This is a genomic window from Frateuria sp. (assembly GCF_035944355.1).
Taxonomy (GTDB): domain Bacteria; phylum Pseudomonadota; class Gammaproteobacteria; order Xanthomonadales; family Rhodanobacteraceae; genus Frateuria_A.
Genome location: NZ_DASZBH010000008.1, coordinates 284,740 through 300,996 on the forward strand (window position 1 = coordinate 284,740; position 16,257 = coordinate 300,996).

The following is a 16,257-nucleotide window of genomic DNA, read 5'->3' on the forward strand; positions in this document are numbered from 1 at the left end:
ATGCCGCACGACCTCACCGTCGCGCTGTGCCTGGTGCTGGTGCTCGAGGGCCTGGTGCTGTTCGCGGCGCCTCGCCACTGGCAGTCGATGGTGCGCCAGGCGCTGGAGTTGAAGCCGCGCACGCTGCGCGCGTGCGGCGCGGTCGCGGTCGCCGCCGGTTTGGCCGCGCTGCAGCTGATGCGCTGATTTTTCCTAACCCACGGCTCCCGCGCGGAGCACCCAACCAGCGAGAACTTTCATGGGCAAGTCAGTCGTCATCCTTGGAGCCCAGTGGGGCGACGAAGGCAAGGGCAAGATCGTCGACCTGCTGACCGAGCGGGTCAGCGCGGTGGCGCGCTTCCAGGGCGGCCACAACGCCGGCCACACGCTGGTGATCAAGGGCAAGAAGACGGTGCTGCACCTGATCCCCTCGGGCATCCTGCGCGACGACGCGCTGTGCCTGATCGGCAATGGCGTGGTGCTCTCCCCCGAGGCGCTGATCAACGAGATCGCCGAGCTGGAGGGGCAGGGCGTGGACGTGCGTTCGCGCGTGAAGATCAGCCCGGCGACGCCGCTGATCATGCCTTACCACATCGCGGTCGATAAGGCGCGCGAGGCCGCCGCGGGCAAGAGCGCGATCGGCACCACCGGCCGCGGCATCGGCCCGGCCTACGAGGACAAGGTCGCCCGCCGCTCGATCCGCGTGGCGGACCTGATGTACCCGCACGAACTGCCGGCGCAGATCAAGGCCGCGGTCGAGTACCACAACTTCATCCTGACCCAGTGGCTGAAGGCCGAGCCGGTCGATTACCGCAAGGTGCTCGAGGACGCGCTGGCCTGGGGCGAGTACATCCGTCCGCTGGTCGACGACGTCGCCACCATCCTGCACGACGTGCGTCGCGAAGGCGGCAACATCCTGTACGAGGGCGCGCAGGGCGCGCTGCTGGACATCGACCACGGCACCTACCCGTACGTCACCTCGTCCAATACCACCGTCGGCGGTGCGCTGGCCGGCACCGGCGTGGGCGCGGGCGACATCGACTACGTGCTGGGCATCTGCAAGGCGTACGCCACACGCGTGGGCGGGGGGCCGTTCCCCACCGAGCTCGAGGACGAGATGGGCGAGCGCCTGCGCAAGGTCGGCAACGAGTTCGGCGCCAGCACCGGTCGTCCGCGCCGCTGCGGCTGGATCGATCTGGTGGCGCTCAAACGCGCCGTGCAGATCAACGGCATCAACGGCCTGGCCATCACCAAGCTGGACGTGCTCGACGGCCTGCCCTCGATCAAGGTCTGCGTGGCCTACGAGTACCGCGGCAAGCGCCGCGAGCTGGCTCCGCTGGACGCCGACGGCTGGGCCGAGTGCAAGCCGGTGTACTTGGAGTTCCCGGGCTGGGAGGAATCCACCGCCGGCATCCGCGACTGGAACAAGTTGCCGGCCGCGGCGCGCGCCTACCTGCGCGCGGTGGAGGAGTTGTCCGGCTGCCGCCTCGCCATCGTGGCCACCGGCGCCGACCGCGACGACACCATCGTGCTGGACGATCCATTCGCCTGATCGCAAGCGACGAAGAAGGCCCCGCTCAGCGGGGCCTTCTTTTTACCGTCGCGCGGGGGCCGGCGCCGTCCTTGGCATCCGGCCGACGACTTGCGCAAGCCGCGGTCAATGACCTCGCGCGTTCACGCTGGCGTTGCCTTCGCCACCGGCGTGGGCCGAAGTGGCGAGGCCGTCGCGGCCCGAACCCTGGGCGCTGGCCTGGGCAGCCGCGTTACCACCGGCGCGGGTCGAGCGGGTCGAGCCGCCTGAGGCCGCCTGGGCGTTCGCGTCGCCGTTGGCCGCCCCCGATGCGCCGAGCGGGATATCGCCCGCATCCCGCGTCATGCCCGAGAGCTTCGGCAGCGAGCCGGGCTTGCTGGCCGGCCGACCGGCCGATGCCGTTCCGGATGCATCGCCCGCGAGATCCGCGCCGGCCGTCCGGGTCGGCTGCGCGCCAACGTCAGCGGCGTGACGAACTGCGCCCAGGCCGGCATCGGCGGCACGTTCGGCCGAACCCTTGGCTGCGGCGGTGGCGTTGCCGGCGCCTTCGCTCGCGCTGGCCAGGGCGCCATGAGCATCGCGTTTGGCCGTCGAGACGGCCGAACGCGCCTGGCCGGCTGCCTGTCCTGCGGTGTCCGTCAGCGTCCGGCGCGCGCCTGAGGCATCCACTGCGCCGGCCGCGGACGAAGCGAGTTCCGCCGCCCCATCCAACTTGGCCTGGTCGCCTGCATCGGCTCCGGTGGCGCCGGCGAGTCCGGCGGCGGCGTGGGCGGCCGTCTGGTCATCGAGCGGGCGGGTAGCGTGCGCGGCGACGCCGGTCGCCGAAGCGGCCGTGGCGGCGGCCCGCTTGTGCAGGCGCTCCGTGCGCCGCTCGGCGGCCCGCGGGTCGAAGCCGGGGCCGATGTCGCCCATGCCGGTGCCGTGCATGGAGCCGCCGATCTGGCCATCCATCTGGCCCATGGTGGATCGGACCTGGCCGCCCAGCCCGCCGGCGAGGCCGCCGGCGAGCGAGCCGCGGCCCAGCACCTGGGCGTGCGCCGACGCCGTCGCGGCGAGGGCGAACACCCCGGCGACCAGGGCCGTGACGAGGGGCCTGCTGCTGAGGGTCGAGCTGCTGAGGGTCGTGTTGCTGAGGGTCGTGTTGCGCATGGTGGACCTCCTGCCTGCGGCCGATCCGCGGCTTCCAGGGTCCTGTACGACCGCGGCGGGCAGATCCTTCCCTGGCGTCCGCCGATCCTCGGCGTTCGTTCAGCTTCAGGGCGACAGCAGGCCGTAGCCGCAGCGGGGGTCACGGCCCGGCGTGCCCCGATGGCGGGCTTGCCCGATCAACTGCCGTTGGGCCTCGGCGGCCGCGCCGGCGTGGGGCGCATCGAGCAGCCGGGCGGCCATGCGCGCCACGATCGGCGAGGCGAACGAGGTGCCGCGCAGCGCGTTGCGGCCCTCGCCGATGACGCCCGACGCGCAGAAGTCGACCTGATCGCCGGCGGCGGATTCGGGCAGCACGCGGCCGCGCGCGTCGACGCCGCCGACCCCGATCACGCCCGGGTAGGCCGCCGGATACAGCGGCGGCGCGGCGGGCCCGTCATTGCCGACCGCGCTGACCAGCACGTGCCCCCGCGCGAGCATCGCCTGCACCGCGCGCGCCAGCACCGGGTTGTCCGGGCCGACCAGGCTGATGTTGATCACCGGCACCTGCTCGCGCGCCATCCACGCCAACGCCTCCACCAGGTTCGAGGTGGCGCCGCCGACCGCGTCACCGCACCACAGGTCGGCGGCGTACAGCGTGTCCGTGTCGCCGGCGACGAGGCGGGCGGCGACCGCGGTGCCGTGTGGCGAGACGTTCGCCGTCTTGCAGCCATGCTGTTCGATGCGCGCGTGGATCAGGGCAGGATCGGCCGGGTCGATGCCCGCGTCGACCAGACCGATGCGCCGGGGCGCGTTGCCATAGGGCGACGGGGAAGGCGGCGCCTGCACCGGCGCGTCCGTGCCCGCGGGCAGGTACAGGTGCTGGTAGGCGAACGTCGCGCCTGGCGCGGCCTGCTGCAGGGCGCGCATGGCCTTGGCCGTGCCGCGTTCGCGGGTGTCGTGCAGCACCACCAGGTCCAATCCGAGCATCGCGCCGGCCGAGGTCTGGCGAGCCACCGTGAAGCCCTGTGCCTGCACCGCATCGAGCTGCGGTCCGGAGAGGCCCATGGCGAGGAACTCCCCGCGCAGCACGGGTGCGCCATGCGCATCGACATCGACCCGCCCGGATTGCTTGCGCAGCAGCGTATCGATCTGCAGGCGCCGTGTGGCCGCCAGCGGATGGCGCAGCAAGTCGTCGACGCCCTGCAGGCCGGGTCCGGGAAGTGCGCCGGGCAACGGCATGCCCTGCGCGCCCGGCAGATCGCGCAGCACGCCGCGCACCTGCGCCTGCGCGGGCTGCGGGTGCGTCGCCCCCATCGCAATGGCCGGCAGCAGGACGAGCATGACGAAACGGCGATACGTGTGCACGGGCGGCCCCGGGAACGGTGGGGCCGGATGCTAGCATTGCCGGTCTTTACGCCCTCGAACCGCGCAGACGTGAGCGAGGGAAGGAATCGGTTCCCTCGGACGTAATGGAAGGTGATGCGTGACTTCGGGCGACGCCTTGCGCGAAGGGTTGATCCTGCTGCTGCCGCGCCTGCGCCGGCTGGCGCGCGCGCTGGCAGGCCAGGGCGCCGACGCCGACGACCTGGTGCAGCTGGTGCTGGAACGCGCGCTGGCCCGCGCCGCGCAGTGGCGCCCGAGCGACGCGCTGGACAAATGGGTGTTCGCGATAGCGCGCAACGCCTGGCGGGACGAACTACGCGCGCGCAGCCGTTCGCAGAAGCTGTTCGTGCCGGAGGACGAAGGCGAGCGGGTGGCCGACGGCGCCGGCTCCCAGCCCGCGCAGCAGTTGGAACTGGCGATGGCCCTGGCCACGCTGCCGCCCGACCAGCGCGAAGTGGTGGCCCTGGTGCTGGTCGAGGGCATGTCCTACGGCGAGGCCGCGGCCTTGCTGGAGGTGCCGGTGGGCACGGTCACCAGCCGCCTGGCGCGCGCCCGCGCCGCCTTGCAGGCCCATCTGGAAAAAGAAGCATGAACCGGATCGACGAGGAAACCCTGCAGGCCTACGTGGACGGCGAACTCGACGCGCCGACGACGGCGCGCATCGACGCCGCGCTGGCGCACGACGAGTCACTGGCCCGCCGCGTGCGCGAGGCGCGCGCCGTGCGCGCGCGTTTGCGCGCCGCGTTCGACCCGGTGCTGGACGAGCCGGTGCCGGAGCGGCTGTCGGCGCTGTTGCAGCCGCCCAGGCCACGCACCCGTTCCGCGGGCGTGCAACGCGCCGATGCGGCGCGTCGGCGCGGACACCGCTGGCGCGCGGCCGGCGTCGCGCTGGCCGCCTCGGTGGTGCTGGCCGCCGCGATCCTGTGGTGGTGGCGGGCCGGCGGCGCGATGGTGCGCATGCAGGACGGCCGCGCGTTCGCCGCCGGCGAACTGGACCGCGCGCTCGACCAGGCGCTGGCGAGCGAGCCGGACGCACGCGCCACGGTCGCCATCGGCCTGAGCTTCCGCGGCGCCGATGGCCACGTCTGCCGCACGTTCGTCCTGCGCACCCGGCCAGCGCGTGCCGGGCTCGCCTGTCACGGTGACGCGGGCTGGTCGCTGCCGGTGCTCGGCCCGGCCGCCCAGCCGCCGGGTGGCGAGCTGCGCCAGGCCGCGAGCGGTTTGTCGCCGCAGCTGCAGGCCGCAGTGGATGCGCGCCTGCGCGGCGAGGTCTTCGACGCGCGGCAGGAGCGCGCGGCGCGTGATGCCGGCTGGCGCTAGCGGAGCGAAAGGGCTCGCGTCCTAGTACATCCGGACCGACGAGGCGCGAATGACGTACGGATCGGCGTCGTGCCCCGGGCCGGCAGCGATACGGGCCAGTTCGTCATCGATGCGCTGTGCCGTCTGGCCGCTCCCGTAGCCCTGCGCGCGTTCGCGCAGCATCGCGTTCTCGCGCATCAGGCGCTCGCATTCGTCATGGAGAGTGCGCACGGAGCGCTCCAATTGGTTGCAGCGCAGTTTCAGTGCGTTTGGCATGGCGGGCGTTCTCGGTCTGCAGTCGGTCGCGGAATGGGGAAGGACACGCGGGGGCGAGTGATCGGCGATGCGTCGCCTTTCGCCGGTGGTGATGTTGGCCTGGCGACCGTGAGGCCGCCGTCTAGCAGTCGCTAGCAAAAAGCTCAGGCGCGCGCGTTGGAGGTCGGCCTCCAGGACCCGCTTCGCTCGTCCCGGCCCGGTCGACCGGTCATTCACGCCAGGCGTGCGAAAGCTCGTTTCTTGCGAAGCAGGAGAGCTTTCGTGGCGAAAGCGGCAATCAGGCAAGCCAACGTGGGCTGGCCACAACGCTTGTGGATCATCCGCCACGGCGAGAGCGCGGGAAACCTGGCACGCGATCATGCCGAGGCCTCCGGCGCGGCGTTGATCGAGCTGGAGCACCGCGATGCCGACGTGCCGCTGTCGCCACTGGGGCTGGAGCAATCGCAGGCGCTCGGCGCCTGGATGAGCGCTTTGCCGGAGGAGAGCCGGCCCACCACGTTCCTCGCCTCGCCCTACAAGCGGGCGCGCCAGACCAGCTACGCGGTGGCCACCGCGATGGGGTGCACCGACGACGACGTGCTGGTGGACGAGCGCCTGCGCGAGAAGGAGTTCGGCGTGCTCGACCGCTACACGCGCGCCGGCATCCGCGAGAAGTTTCCGGAGCTGGCCGAGCAGCGGCGGCTGGTGGGCAAGTTCTATTTCCGCCCACCCGGCGGCGAGAGCTGGTGCGACGTGGTGCTGCGCCTGCGCAGCATGCTCGGCGACCTGCAGCGCAACCATGCGGGCGAGCGGGTGGTGATCGTCGGCCACCAGGTGATCGTCAACTGCTTCCGCTACCTGCTCGAGCGCATGGACGAGGGCACCATCCTTGCGATCGACCGCGAGGGCGACGTGCCTAACTGCGGCATCACCGAGTACCGCCTGGCGCCCGACGGTTGCGGCCTGCTGCTGGAGCGCACCAACTTCGTCGCGCCGCTGGTGGAGGCCGGCTCGCCGGTGACGCTGGAGTCGGACCAGCCCAAGGGGGCGCGGTGAAAGCCCCGCCCGCGCCGCAGCGCCTGACCGCGCGGCTGTTGCGCGGTGTGCCGCTGCCCGCGCCCGGGGGCGGCAAGGAGCAGCGCGGCCGCGTGCTGGCCATCGGCGGGTCCGGCACGGTGCCCGGCGCATTGCTGCTGGCCGGCGTCGCGGCCTTGCGGGCCGGCGCCGGCAAGCTGCAGCTGGCCACCGTGCAGGCGGTGGCGCAGGGCCTGGCCCTGGCGGTGCCCGAGGCGCTGGTGCTGGGCCTGCCTGCCGATGCGCAGGGCGAGATCGTGCGCGGCACCGCTGCCCTGGACCACGCGCTGCAAGGCGCCGACGCGGTGCTCATCGGATCGGGCATGCGTCCGGCGCCGGCCACCACCTCGCTGGTGCAGCGGGCCATCCGGCACGCACGGTGCACGCTGGTGATCGACGCCGGCGCGCTCGTGCCCGAGCTGCGCGCGCGTCCTGGCGCACCCTTCGTGCTCACGCCCCACGTGGGCGAGATGGCCGAGCTGTCGGGCATGGAAAAGGCCCGCGTGCAGCGCGAGCCGCACGAGCTGGCGCTGGCTTTCGCGCGGCGTACGCGCAGCGTGCTGGTGCTCAAGGGGGAGACCACCTTCGTCGCCGCGCCGGACGGACGCCTGTGGATCCACCCGGGCGGCTGCCACGGGCTGGGCACTTCCGGTTCCGGCGACGTGCTGGCCGGTCTCATCGCCGGGCTCGCGGCGCGCTGCGCCGATGCCCTGCAGGCCGCGCTGTGGGGCGTGTTCGCGCACGCCCAGGCCGGCCGCCTGCTGGAGGGTTCGGTCGGCTCGCTGGGTTTTCTCGCCCGCGAGATCGCCGACGGGGTGCCCGGCATCCTCGACCGCATCCGCGGCTAGTGCCTGCGCGCGTGCGCCGGCTAGGGCGGGCTCCATCGCGTGGTCAGCGGGCCGTGTTCGCCGGCCACCGGATCGCTGTGCGGGAAGGGCAACTGGACGATGCGCTTGAGCATCTGCGCATCGGGCGCATCGCGGCACACGTCCCACTCCTGTCCGGGCGGATAGGCGCCCACCACCAGGAAATCGTTGCTCGACTCCAGGCTGCGGTGGCCGGTGCCTGCCGGAAGCAAGACCGCATCGCCGGCCTCGACCTCGACCTCGCGGCCGCCTGGCCCGCCCAGCATCAGGCGCGCCGTTCCCCTTGCCACGCCCAGTACCTCGTGGGCGGTGGAATGGTAGTGGTGGAAATCGTAGATGCCGGAGCGCCACTGCGGCGGCCAGCCGTTGGAGCGGAAGCACAGCTCGAAAGTCACCGTGGCGTCTTCGCCGCTCCGGCCGGCAAGCGCCTGGCGATAGAGCAGCACGGGCAGCCTGGGATGGTTGGGAACCCAGTCGTGGGGTGAGAGCAGGAAGGCTTGTACTCGCATGGTGTCGGGCTCCGTCATGGGCGACCGCCGACCGAGCTTGCGCCGCCCCATGTGTACGAGGCGCTGATCGCCGCGCCTCTAACGCGCCCCGAATCGCCGCTGCACGCGCCGCTGACCTTCGCTGCGGCAGGATCGAGCACGGCCAACCGGAACGGGAGAATTCCATGGGCAGCATCGACGATCCGCGCGGGCGTACCAACGCCAACCTCCAGGACGCCATCGGCAAGCGGGCCGGGCAATCAGGGCTCGAGGGCGAGGAGCGCGAAGCGATCGAGCCGGCCGGCGGCACGGGCGGCGCCAGCGGCACCGGCCAGATGCGGCCGCACCATGGCTTCAGTGATCGGCGCGGGCAGGGTGCGCTGGGCGAGCCGGACGATCCGGACGCCGTTCTGCCGATGCCCGAGAACGGCCCCACCTACCAGACCGGCGGCGTCGGCCTGGACCGCGCGCAGCACATCCAGGAGCGCAAGCATCGCGAAAGCGGCGTGGGTTCGGCCAAGGGCCACGGCGTGGACGGGCAGGGCGGTGGATTCGATCCGCCGCCGGGTGCGCCCTCCGGTGGTGGGCGTTAGCCGCTCCGTCGCGTTGCGGCTTCGAACGACCCGACGACACCGGGCATCACGCGGATGACGCCGCGGTGGGAAAGCCAGAGCCGGAGTAGCGGTTCCCCTGTTCTTTAGTTCCCTCTCTCTCGCAGGGGCGAGGCGGCTGGATACGACCATGGCGTTCCCTTGCCTTCGCGCACACGCCAGATGCACCCGCAGCGCTGCATAGTCCGGCGACTTGTCGCCGGTGCGCCGCTGGCCCCGGCTTGCGCGAGGTCCGTTATGCACAAAGACGATTTCTCCTCTTCGCGGCGCCGCCTGGTGCAGGGCGCGTCCGTGGGCCTGGCCGCCACGCTGGCGGCGCCGGCCTGGGCCAGGGCTGCCGGCGCCACGGCGACCAAGGGCGGCGTGCCGCCCATGTTCGACCCGACCAAACGCTATCCGAAGCCCCCGTTCGATGCGCAGCCGCAACCCTGGCCGGGCTTGGCCATGCGCATGCACCCGAAGCCCGACCACGGCGAGCAGAGTTACCAGGGCCACGGGCGGTTGAGCGGCCGCAAGGCGCTGATCACCGGCGGCGATTCGGGCATCGGCCGCGCCGCAGCGATCGCCTTCGCGCGCGAAGGCGCCGACGTGGCGATCAACTACCTGCCCGCCGAGGAAGAGGACGCGCGCGAAGTGATCGAGCTGATCCGTGCCGCCGGCCGCAAGGGCGTGGCGCTGCCCGGGGACATCCGCGACGAGGGCTTCTGCCGTTCGCTGGTCGACAAGGCGGTCGCAGGCCTTGGCGGGCTGGACCTGCTGGTCAACAACGCCGGCCGCCAGCAGAGCCACGACTCGATCGACGAGCTCACGACCGAGCTGTTCGACTGGACGCTCAAGACCAATCTCTATGCGATGTTCTGGATCACCAAGGCGGCGCTGGCGCACATGCCGGCCGGCGCGGCGATCATCAACACTGCCTCGGTGGAAGCCTACAGCCCCGACCAGAACCTGCTCGACTACGCCACCACCAAGGCCGGTATCGTGGCCTTCACCAAGAGCCTGGCCAAGCAGGTGATCAGCAAGGGCATCCGCGTCAATGCGGTGGCGCCCGGGCCGTTCTGGACGCCGCTGCAGATCAGCGGCGGGCAGACCGAGGAAAAGGTGAAGCAATTCGGCGCCAACACCCCGATGGAGCGCCCCGGGCAGCCGGCGGAAATCGCCCATGTCTACGTCGACCTCGCCTCCAGCGAGGCCAGCTACGTGACCGGACAGGTGTTCGGAGCCTCCGGCGGCAAGGGCGAGCCCTGAGCGGGCCGCGTCCTCTGCCATGCGTGCACAGCACCTAAAGGACGACCAGCCGCGGCCGATAGCGCCCAGGATGGCCGTCATGGGGGGCGGCTGCGGATAACTCATGGTCGGCAGCTACCGCCTCAGCCTGGAACTGTTCTCGCTGGTGATCGGGAGCCTGATCGCGTACCAGGCGATCGACGCCACCGGCCGCATCGCGGCATCGCGTCTGGCCGTGCATCGCTGGATCTGGTACGGCGTCGGCGGCTGGATGATCGGTGTGGGTCTTTGGTCGGTGCACTTCGTCGGCATGCTCGCGTGGCTGCCGCAGGAAGCGGGCGCATTCGATCCGGTGCTGAGCGTCGCCTCGGGGCTGGCCGCCCTGGCGGTGGGGCTGGGCCTGCTGTGGGTGGCCGATTGCCCGTCGCTGGGACGCTTGCGCTGGTTGGCAGGCTCGCTGGCGCTGGGCGTCGGCGTGGCCTTCATCCACATGTTCAGCGAAGGCGCGATGCACGTCGCCGGCGGCACCCGCTACCAGCCGAAGGTGTGGCTATGGTGGGTCTTGCTGTGCACCTTCGGGGTGGCCAGCGGCCTGCGCCTGATGCACGCGTTCCGCTCGCGCGCCAGGCGACGGTGGGGCCTGCGGGCGTCGCTGTCGGTTGCGATGGGCGCGCTCATCTGCGTGTTGCTGGAACTTTCCACGCGGTTGTCGCACGGCAGCGGCACCGTACTGCCGGCAGAGACCTCGCCGGGAGCGCTCTGGCTGGGCAGCGTAGTCAGCCTGGCCGCGGTGCTGTCGATGGGCGCGGGGCTGGCGCTGTCCGAGCTGGTGGTGCGGTTGTACGTGCGCACCCAGCGCCTGTCCGGCTCCCTGGACCAACTCAACAACCAGCTGCACCATCTGGCCACGCATGACCCGTTGACCGGCCTGCCCAATCGGCATCTGCTGGCCGAACGCATGGAGCGCGCGCTGGCGCGTGCGCGCGCCGGCCACGGGCACCTGGCGGTGCTGTACATCGATCTGGACGGCTTCAAGACCATCAACGACACGCTGGGCCACTCCTTCGGCGACGAACTGTTGCGCGGGGTGGCCGAACGGCTCGCCGGCGTGCTGCACATCGACAGCCTGGCCCGCATGGGCGGCGACGAGTTCGTGGCGGTGCTCCAGCACATGCGCAGTCCGGACTCGGCACTGCGCATCGCCCGGCAACTGATCGGACTGATGCAGGAAAGCTTCGCCGTGCGCGGCATCGAGCTGCGCGTGACGCCCAGCATCGGCGTGGCGTTCCACCCGCGCGACGGCGAAAGCGTGGAGGACCTGATCGCACACGCGGACGCGGCGATGTACGAAGCCAAGGACGGCGGCCGCAACGGCTACCGTTGCTATGACGCCTCGATGCGCGAGCGGGCGGTGCGCGTACTGACCATCCAGCGCGGCCTGCAGACGGCGGTGGAGGACGGCAGCCTGTCGCTGCACTTCCAGCCCAAACATTGCGGCAACACCGGCGCGCTGGTCGGCGCGGAGGCCCTGCTGCGCTGGTGCCATCCCGAGTTGGGTGCGGTACCGCCGCTGGAGTTCATTACTGTCGCCGAGCGCAGCGGGCAGATCGCGCGGCTGGGCGAATGGGTGATCCGCGAGGCCTGCCGCCAGCTGCGCGAATGGCGCGATCGCGGGCTGTCCACCGTGCGCATCGCCATCAACCTTTCGCCGCTGCAGATCCAGCAGACGGGTTTGGTGGACGTGGCCGCGGGCATCGTCGGCGCAGCCGGCCTGAACACCTCGCAGATCATGTTCGAGGTGACCGAAAGCATGGCCATGCGCGATGCGGAGCGCACCACCGCGATCCTGCGCGACTTCCGCGCGCACGGGTTCGAGTTCGCCATCGACGATTTCGGCACCGGCTATTCCAGCCTGGCCTACCTGCAGAAGTTCCAGGTGCGCCAACTGAAGATCGACCAGTTCTTCGTGCAGGCGCTGGACGAGGGCGGCCACGAACCGCGCGCCATCATTGCCGCCATCATCGAACTTGCCCACACGCTGGGCATGGAAGTGGTGGCCGAGGGCGTGGAAACCGCCGGACAGGCGCACGTGCTGCGCGAGCTCGGCTGCGACCAGGTGCAGGGCTACTTGCTGGCGCGGCCAATGCCTGCGGTGGAGTTCGAGCGGCATTGCCTGGCCGGGGCGGCGGCCTAGCCGTGGGGCAGCCCATGGCCGCCAGCTGGAGCGCACGAAGTTTTTACGTAGAATTTACGCTGCCGTCCGCGCCGCGGCGACACGCGTGCCATCCGCGCAACTAAAATGAGCGTCTTCGTTTCCATGCCTGCCATCTCCGTGCACAACCATCCCCGGGTTTATCTTTCCGCCGCCGCGCGTCCGGCCGGCATGCCGTCGGCCTTGCGCCGCCGCTGCTGAGCCGCCATGGCCACTTCCGATTCCAAGTCGCGGCTGGCGGCACTGGCGCTGGGCGCCGTGGGCGTGGTGTACGGCGACATCGGCACCAGTCCGCTCTACACGCTCAAGGAGGTCTTCGGCGAGCACGGCGTGGCGCCGGACCCGGCGAACGTGCTGGGCGCGCTGAGCCTGATCTTCTGGTCGCTGATCATCGTGGTGTCGGTGAAGTACGTGCTGTTCATCATGCGTGCGGACAACCGGGGCGAGGGCGGCATCATGGCGCTGATGGCGCTGGCCCAGCGCAGCGTGCGTTCGATCCCGCGCCTGCGCCTGGTGATCGCGCTGCTGGCGATCTTCGGCGCGGCGCTGTTCTACGGCGACGGCGTGATCACCCCGGCGATCTCAGTACTGTCGGCGGTGGAAGGCATGGAAGTGGCCGCGCCGCGCCTGGAACCCTGGGTGGTGCCGATCACCGTGGTGGTGATCCTGGCGCTGTTCTGGCTGCAGAAGCGCGGCACCGACCGCATCGGCGCGCTGTTCGGGCCGGTTTGCGGGCTGTGGTTCATCGCCATCGCCGCGCTGGGCATCCACGGGATCGTGCGCGACCCGGCGGTGCTGGCGGCGCTCAGCCCCACCTACGGGATCGGCTTCTTCCTGCACAACCACGCGCAGGCGTTCTTCGCGCTGGGCGCCGTGGTGCTGGCGGTCACCGGCACCGAGGCGCTGTATGCGGACATGGGCCATTTCGGCAAGCGGCCGATCCAGCTGGCCTGGTTCAATTTCGTGCTGCCGGCGCTGGTGCTCAACTACTTCGGCCAGGGCGCGCTGGTGCTGCGCGATCCGGCCGCCGTGGCCAACCCGTTCTACCTGCTGGTGCCGCGGCTGCTGCTCTATCCGATGATCGCGCTGGCCTGTGCGGCCACCGTCATCGCTTCGCAGGCGGTGATCTCCGGCGCCTTCTCGATGACGCGCGAGGCCATGCAACTGGGCTACGTGCCGCGCATGCGGGTGGTGCACACCTCGCGCGAGATGTCCGGGCAGATCTTCGTGCCGTGGATCAACCGCGTCCTGCTGGTGTTGATCCTGGCGGCGGTGCTCGGCTTCCGCTCGTCCAACAACCTGGCCTCCGCCTACGGCATCGCGGTGACCGGCACGATGGTGATCACCACCTTGCTGGCGCTGATCGTGGCCCGCTACCAGTGGCGCTGGAGCCTGCCCGCCGTGCTGGCCACCGGGCTGGGCCTGTTGACGGTGGACCTGGGCTTCTTCAGCGCCAACGTCATCAAGATCGAATCCGGCGGCTGGTTCCCACTGGTCCTGGGCCTGAGCATCTTCGTGGCCATGACCACCTGGCGGCGCGGCCGCGAGCTGGTGGTGCTGGAGCTCAAGCACGGCGGCCTGGCGCTCGCGCCGTTCATCCGCAGCATGGTCGAGTACCCGCCCGTGCGCGTGCAGGGCACGGCGGTGTTCCTGACCGCGAACCCCGGTGCGGTGCCGCATGCGCTGCTGCACAACCTCAAGCACAACAAGGTGCTGCACGAGCGCAACGTGCTGCTGACGGTCGAGACGCTGGAGACGCCGGTGGCCGATGCCGAGGAGCGTTTCGAATGGCACGCCCTGGACGGCGGCTTCGGGCGGCTGCTGTTCCGCTTCGGTTTCGCCGAGGACCCGGACGTGCCCCGCACCTTGGCGTATTGCGCCGGCCACGGCGGCCCTTCGTTCGACATGATGGACACGACCTTCTTCATCTCGCGCGAAAACATCGTCGCGGCGCAGCGGCCCGGCATGGCGGCCTGGCGCGACAAGCTGTTCGCCTTCATGGCGCGCAACATGTTGCCGGCCACCGCTTTCTTCCGCATTCCCGGCAACCGGCTGATCGAGCTCGGCGCGCAGCTGGAAATCTAGGCGCCGCTTTCCACGCGCGCGGCAATTTTTACGGGCTCTATACGGGGGCGGGGAAATTCCTTGCCCCTTTTTTATGGGCCGATTCCTAGAGTGCGCTCCGTACGGAACACGGAGCCTGGCGTGGACATCGTCTATCTGTTGCTGGCGCTTGTGCTGGCCCTGATCACCGCGGGCTTCCTGCGGTTGTGCGACCGGCTAGGCCGCCAGCGGGAACCCCGCTCCGGCGGTCCTGGCGAAAAGTGCGTGCCATGAGCCTCATCCATGCCCTTGCCCTGGTCGTGGCGGTAGCGCTCGCCGGCTACCTGTGCGTGGCCCTGCTCAAGCCGGAGTGGTTCGAATGACCACCAACGACGTGCTCCAGGTGGCGCTCTTCGTGGGCGTGTTGCTGCTGCTGGTCCGGCCGGTCGGCAGCTACCTGGCATGCGTGTTCGCGGACCGGCCCAACCGCGTCATCCGCTTCGGCGGACCGGTCGAACGCGCGGTCTACCGCCTGTGCGGAATCCATCCCGACGAGGACATGGGCTGGGTACGCTACGCGTCGGCCATGCTGCTGTTCAACCTGCTGGGCGTGTTGTGGCTATACGCGCTGGAGCGGCTGCAAGCGTGGCTGCCGCTGAATCCGGGACATCTCGGCGCGGTGCCGCCGGACCTGGCGATCAACACCGCGATGAGCTTCGTCACCAATACCGATTGGCAGGCCTACGCCGGCGAGTCGACGATGAGCTATCTGACCCAGATGCTGGGCCTGGCCGTGCAGAACTTTCTTTCGGCGGCCACCGGCATCGCCGTGCTGGTGGCCGTCGTGCGCGGCTTCAGCCGCGGCAGCGCACGGGGCGTGGGCAACTTCTGGGTCGATCTGACGCGCGGCACGCTGTACGTGCTGACGCCGTTCGCCCTGGTGATCGCACTGGTGCTGGTTTCCCAAGGCGTGGTCCAGAACTTCAGGCCGTATGCCACGGTGCCGCCGGTGCAGGCGACCGAGCACGTCGAGCCCAAGTCGGCGGATCGGGTACAGGTGATGCCGATGGGGCCGGCCGCCTCCCAGGTCGCCATCAAGCAGCTGGGCACCAATGGCGGCGGCTTCTTCAATGCCAACTCGGCGCATCCGTTCGAAAATCCCACGCCGCTGTCCAACTTCATCGAGGTACTGGCGATCTTCCTGCTCCCCGGCGGGCTGTGCCTGATGTTCGGCGAGCAGGTGGGAGACCGGCGCCAGGGCTGGGCGATCCTGGCCACGATGCTGCTGATCTTCGTGCCGCTGGCGCTTGCGACGATCGCCGCCGAGCAGGCTGGCAACCCGGCGTTGCACGGCCTGGCGGTGGACGCGCAGGCCTCGGCGCTGCAGGCGGGCGGCAACATGGAAGGCAAGGAGACGCGGTTCGGCATCGCCTCGTCAGGGCTGTTCGCCACCGTCACCACGGCGGCCTCCTGCGGGGCGGTCAACGCCATGCACGACTCCTTCACCCCGCTGGGCGGGCTGGTGCCGATGTGGCTCATGCAGCTTGGCGAGGTGGTCTTCGGCGGCGTCGGCAGCGGCTTGTACGGCATGCTCGCCTTTGCCGTGGTGGCGGTGTTCATCGCCGGGCTGATGGTCGGGCGCACGCCCGAATACCTGGGCAAGAAGATCCAGGCCTACGAGATGAAGATGGCCGCCCTGGCCGTGCTGCTGCCGTGCGCGTTGGCGGTGGTCGGCACCGCGATTGCGGTGACGGCGCCGGCGGGTGTCGCCGGCGTGGCCAACCCGGGACCGCATGGCTTCAGCGAGATCCTCTACGCACTCAGCTCCGCCGCGAACAACAACGGCAGCGCCTTCGCCGGACTGTCCGCCGACACGCCGTTCTGGAATGTGCTGCTGGCGGTTTGCATGTTCCTGGCGCGCTTCCCGCTGGCCATCGCGATGCTGGCGATGGCAGGCTCGCTGGCCGCCAAGCGCCACGTACCGCCCTCGGCCGGCACCTTGCCCACCCATACGCCGCTGTTCATCGGCCTGCTGGCCTGCGTGGTGATCGTGGTCGGCGCGCTGACCTTCCTGCCCGCGCTGGCGCTGGGGCCGATCGCGGAATACCTGATGACGTCCAGCCCGACGATATCCGGCCTGATGACCTCCGGGGGACCCTGA

17 protein-coding genes are annotated in these 16,257 nt (G+C 70.6%); 13 read left to right on the forward strand and 4 right to left on the reverse strand.

Annotation, left to right across the window (positions count from 1 at the left end; all coding sequences use genetic code 11):
• Positions 1-186 carry a DUF2065 family protein gene (locus tag VGU03_RS06100; protein ID WP_327479397.1) on the forward strand — a complete coding sequence of 62 codons (186 nt, stop codon included), beginning with the start codon at positions 1-3 and terminating at the stop codon, positions 184-186.
• Positions 187-238: 52 nt separating this feature from the next.
• Positions 239-1,531, forward strand: a complete 1,293-nt coding sequence (locus VGU03_RS06105; RefSeq protein WP_327479399.1) for an adenylosuccinate synthase — start codon at positions 239-241, stop codon at positions 1,529-1,531.
• 105 nt (positions 1,532-1,636) lie between these two features.
• Here the strand turns inward: VGU03_RS06105 and VGU03_RS06110 are convergent, their stop codons facing one another.
• Entirely contained in the window at positions 1,637-2,659 is a 1,023-nt protein-coding gene (locus VGU03_RS06110) for a hypothetical protein (protein ID WP_327479401.1), read from the reverse strand.
• 105 nt (positions 2,660-2,764) lie between these two features.
• Positions 2,765-3,979: a S8 family serine peptidase gene (locus VGU03_RS06115; RefSeq protein WP_327479403.1), complete on the reverse strand. Its 1,215-nt coding sequence runs from the start codon at positions 3,977-3,979 to the stop codon at positions 2,765-2,767.
• Positions 3,980-4,121: 142 nt separating this feature from the next.
• Here VGU03_RS06115 and VGU03_RS06120 point away from each other — a divergent pair, with 142 nt between their 5' ends.
• Together VGU03_RS06120 and VGU03_RS06125 are read left to right on the forward strand one after the other, a co-directional pair.
• The gene (locus tag VGU03_RS06120; protein WP_327479405.1) at positions 4,122-4,613 is read left to right on the forward strand and encodes an RNA polymerase sigma factor; all 492 of its coding nucleotides are present in this window, start codon (positions 4,122-4,124) and stop codon (positions 4,611-4,613) included.
• Complete coding sequence (locus VGU03_RS06125; protein ID WP_327479407.1) at positions 4,610-5,341, forward strand: hypothetical protein; 732 nt, start codon at positions 4,610-4,612, stop codon at positions 5,339-5,341. The genes VGU03_RS06120 and VGU03_RS06125 overlap by 4 nt, the downstream gene beginning before the upstream one ends.
• Positions 5,342-5,362: 21 nt before the next feature.
• On the opposite strand, the gene VGU03_RS06130 is transcribed toward VGU03_RS06125, so the two are convergent.
• Complete coding sequence (locus VGU03_RS06130; RefSeq protein ID WP_327479409.1) at positions 5,363-5,551, reverse strand: hypothetical protein; 189 nt, start codon at positions 5,549-5,551, stop codon at positions 5,363-5,365.
• A 306-nt stretch (positions 5,552-5,857) separates the two neighbouring features.
• On the opposite strand from VGU03_RS06130, the gene VGU03_RS06135 reads away from it, so the two are divergent.
• On the forward strand, positions 5,858-6,631 hold the full coding sequence (locus VGU03_RS06135) for a histidine phosphatase family protein (RefSeq protein ID WP_327479411.1): 774 nt from the start codon (positions 5,858-5,860) through the stop codon (positions 6,629-6,631).
• Positions 6,628-7,497 carry an NAD(P)H-hydrate dehydratase gene (locus VGU03_RS06140; RefSeq protein WP_327479413.1) on the forward strand — a complete coding sequence of 290 codons (870 nt, stop codon included), beginning with the start codon at positions 6,628-6,630 and terminating at the stop codon, positions 7,495-7,497. Before VGU03_RS06135 ends, VGU03_RS06140 begins: the two co-directional genes overlap by 4 nt.
• 20 nt (positions 7,498-7,517) lie before the next feature.
• Here the strand turns inward: VGU03_RS06140 and VGU03_RS06145 are convergent, their stop codons facing one another.
• Positions 7,518-8,024: a cupin domain-containing protein gene (locus tag VGU03_RS06145; protein ID WP_327479414.1), complete on the reverse strand. Its 507-nt coding sequence runs from the start codon at positions 8,022-8,024 to the stop codon at positions 7,518-7,520.
• 164 nt (positions 8,025-8,188) lie between these two features.
• Here VGU03_RS06145 and VGU03_RS06150 point away from each other — a divergent pair, with 164 nt between their 5' ends.
• The 7 genes from VGU03_RS06150 (at position 8,189) to kdpA (ending at position 16,257) form a co-directional block, all read left to right on the forward strand.
• Positions 8,189-8,596 (forward strand): hypothetical protein, encoded by a 408-nt coding sequence (locus VGU03_RS06150; RefSeq protein WP_327479416.1) that lies wholly within the window; start codon positions 8,189-8,191, stop codon positions 8,594-8,596.
• 390 nt (positions 8,597-8,986) lie between these two features.
• The gene (locus VGU03_RS06155; RefSeq protein WP_327479526.1) at positions 8,987-9,862 is read left to right on the forward strand and encodes an SDR family oxidoreductase; all 876 of its coding nucleotides are present in this window, start codon (positions 8,987-8,989) and stop codon (positions 9,860-9,862) included.
• A 103-nt stretch (positions 9,863-9,965) separates the two neighbouring features.
• Positions 9,966-12,035 carry a putative bifunctional diguanylate cyclase/phosphodiesterase gene (locus VGU03_RS06160; protein WP_327479418.1) on the forward strand — a complete coding sequence of 690 codons (2,070 nt, stop codon included), beginning with the start codon at positions 9,966-9,968 and terminating at the stop codon, positions 12,033-12,035.
• 225 nt (positions 12,036-12,260) lie between these two features.
• Positions 12,261-14,138 carry a potassium transporter Kup gene (locus VGU03_RS06165; RefSeq protein ID WP_327479419.1) on the forward strand — a complete coding sequence of 626 codons (1,878 nt, stop codon included), beginning with the start codon at positions 12,261-12,263 and terminating at the stop codon, positions 14,136-14,138.
• A gap of 120 nt (positions 14,139-14,258) precedes the next feature.
• Positions 14,259-14,390, forward strand: coding sequence for a hypothetical protein (locus tag VGU03_RS06170; RefSeq protein ID WP_327479420.1), 132 nt, complete (start codon positions 14,259-14,261; stop codon positions 14,388-14,390).
• Positions 14,387-14,479, forward strand: coding sequence for a K(+)-transporting ATPase subunit F (gene kdpF, locus VGU03_RS06175; RefSeq protein WP_327479422.1), 93 nt, complete (start codon positions 14,387-14,389; stop codon positions 14,477-14,479). The genes VGU03_RS06170 and kdpF overlap by 4 nt, the downstream gene beginning before the upstream one ends.
• On the forward strand, positions 14,476-16,257 hold the full coding sequence (gene kdpA / locus VGU03_RS06180) for a potassium-transporting ATPase subunit KdpA (protein ID WP_327479424.1): 1,782 nt from the start codon (positions 14,476-14,478) through the stop codon (positions 16,255-16,257). Before kdpF ends, kdpA begins: the two co-directional genes overlap by 4 nt.

Coding starts and splice junctions, on each gene's coding strand:
- VGU03_RS06165 (WP_327479419.1), top strand. CDS start 12,261: ATGGCCACTTCCGATTCCAAGTCGCGGCTGGCGGCACTGGCGCTGGGC.
- kdpA (WP_327479424.1), top strand. CDS start 14,476: ATGACCACCAACGACGTGCTCCAGGTGGCGCTCTTCGTGGGCGTGTTG.
- VGU03_RS06145 (WP_327479414.1), bottom strand. CDS start 8,024: ATGCGAGTACAAGCCTTCCTGCTCTCACCCCACGACTGGGTTCCCAAC.
- VGU03_RS06105 (WP_327479399.1), top strand. CDS start 239: ATGGGCAAGTCAGTCGTCATCCTTGGAGCCCAGTGGGGCGACGAAGGC.
- kdpF (WP_327479422.1), top strand. CDS start 14,387: ATGAGCCTCATCCATGCCCTTGCCCTGGTCGTGGCGGTAGCGCTCGCC.
- VGU03_RS06100 (WP_327479397.1), top strand. CDS start 1: ATGCCGCACGACCTCACCGTCGCGCTGTGCCTGGTGCTGGTGCTCGAG.
- VGU03_RS06115 (WP_327479403.1), bottom strand. CDS start 3,979: ATGCTCGTCCTGCTGCCGGCCATTGCGATGGGGGCGACGCACCCGCAG.
- VGU03_RS06110 (WP_327479401.1), bottom strand. CDS start 2,659: ATGCGCAACACGACCCTCAGCAACACGACCCTCAGCAGCTCGACCCTC.
- VGU03_RS06160 (WP_327479418.1), top strand. CDS start 9,966: ATGGTCGGCAGCTACCGCCTCAGCCTGGAACTGTTCTCGCTGGTGATC.
- VGU03_RS06125 (WP_327479407.1), top strand. CDS start 4,610: ATGAACCGGATCGACGAGGAAACCCTGCAGGCCTACGTGGACGGCGAA.
- VGU03_RS06150 (WP_327479416.1), top strand. CDS start 8,189: ATGGGCAGCATCGACGATCCGCGCGGGCGTACCAACGCCAACCTCCAG.
- VGU03_RS06155 (WP_327479526.1), top strand. CDS start 8,987: ATGTTCGACCCGACCAAACGCTATCCGAAGCCCCCGTTCGATGCGCAG.